Here is a 1,395-nt window from a genome sequence, read left to right as displayed (position 1 = left end):
AGTACCGTAAGGTGTTTGCCAATGCAGTAGTGGGAGAAGCAAGAATCCCCCTGCTTTAGCTGTGGGGAGTGTCAAACAGGTCTGCGCTATGAGGGTGGACGAATGGTGGATATGTACCGTACTCTGGACAGTATCCCGGTTCTTGCAAAAGCAGGCGGTATTCTGGTGATGACCGATGAGATCCGTGGAACAGAGGTGGAAAAGAATCCGGAAAGCCTGAATATCCGGGTATTCCCGGGTGCTGACGGAAGCTTCAGATTGTATGAGGATGACAACGAAACCTGTGCTTACGAAAATGGTGCCTGTGTATTTACGGAAATGGATTATAAGGAAAAGGATCAGGGAGTGTTTACCATTCATCCCGCACAGGGAAAAACAGAGCTGATCCCGGCAAAGAGAGCTTATACCGTGGAGTTCTGTGATTTTGCGAAAACAGGAACAGATACTGTGAAGGTTCTGGTTAACGGAGCAGAGACTGAGGCTGCTGTAAAATATGAAGAGAAGCTTCAGAAGATCTGTGTGGAAGTGGAAGCAGACACAGCGGCAGAGGTGCAGATCATTCTCGCAGGAGAGGTAGCGGATAATCGTATAGAGAAACGTATCTTTGATTTCCTGAACCAGGCAGAGATCGGTTTTGTACTGAAGGACAGATTATATCAGCTGATCACAGCAGGAAAGAAGCTGCCGGTTCTTTTATCTGAGCTTCAGTCCATGGAGCTGGACAAGGATCTTTATGGAGCACTGATGGAGATACTGACTGCGTAAAATATGAATAAAATCGCGTTTCCAAACCATACTATCATTATTATCAAAAGAAAGGATGATCATAATGATATTAAAGGAAAAAGAACGCACAGTGATCCAGGATCTTCAGACACAAGAAAAAAGCTGCATTGAAAAATACGGAAAATACGCACAGCAGGCCAGGGATCCGGAGCTTAAAAGCTTATTTCAGACTCTTCAGAAAAAAGAGCAGGAGCATTACGATTCCCTGAGTCAGGTGCTTTCCGGTACAGTTCCCCAGGTAAACTGCAATGACAGTGACGGCCGTGATTACCAGCCAAAGGCTGCTTACACATCGGTGATGTCCTCAGAGGATAAGGAACACGATGCTTTTCTTGCAACAGACTGTATCGGAACAGAAAAGCTGATTTCCGGAGAATACAACTCGGATGTTTTTGCTTTTGAAGACAGTGGTGTGCGGAAGCTTCTGGCAGATATCCAGGTGGAAGAGCAGAATCATGCGGAGATGCTTTACAAATATAAGACTGTGAACGGAATGTTCTGATATATAAAAAAAGGGAGGATTTCAGTAATGGAATTCTTCCTTTTTTTGTTTTGTGTGACAGTAAAAATAAACCCCCTGCTATGCAGGGGGAGGGAAGATCTTTAGAT

Annotated in this window: 2 protein-coding genes; both read left to right on the top strand. The window is 44.7% G+C overall.

Features of this window, described 5'->3' with window-relative positions:
- The first annotated feature begins 102 nt into the window (after positions 1–102).
- Positions 103–765 carry a DUF5110 domain-containing protein gene (locus DWW77_RS17815; RefSeq protein WP_118609266.1) on the top strand — a complete coding sequence of 221 codons (663 nt, stop codon included), beginning with the start codon at positions 103–105 and terminating at the stop codon, positions 763–765.
- 64 nt (positions 766–829) lie between these two features.
- Positions 830–1,288 carry a ferritin-like domain-containing protein gene (locus tag DWW77_RS17810; RefSeq protein WP_044961927.1) on the top strand — a complete coding sequence of 153 codons (459 nt, stop codon included), beginning with the start codon at positions 830–832 and terminating at the stop codon, positions 1,286–1,288.
- The last annotated feature ends 107 nt before the right edge of the window (positions 1,289–1,395 follow it).

This window comes from Ruminococcus sp. AF17-12 (assembly GCF_003479245.1).
Taxonomy (GTDB): domain Bacteria; phylum Bacillota; class Clostridia; order Lachnospirales; family Lachnospiraceae; genus Blautia_A; species Blautia_A fusiformis.
The sequence above is the reverse complement of the archived record's forward strand: the minus strand, read 5'-3'. Positions and strand labels throughout refer to the sequence as shown.

Bases quoted from the DNA above. Each gene is read 5' to 3' on its own strand.
- DWW77_RS17815 (WP_118609266.1), top strand. From the start codon at position 103: ATGGTGGATATGTACCGTACTCTGGACAGTATCCCGGTTCTTGCAAAA.
- DWW77_RS17810 (WP_044961927.1), top strand. From the start codon at position 830: ATGATATTAAAGGAAAAAGAACGCACAGTGATCCAGGATCTTCAGACA.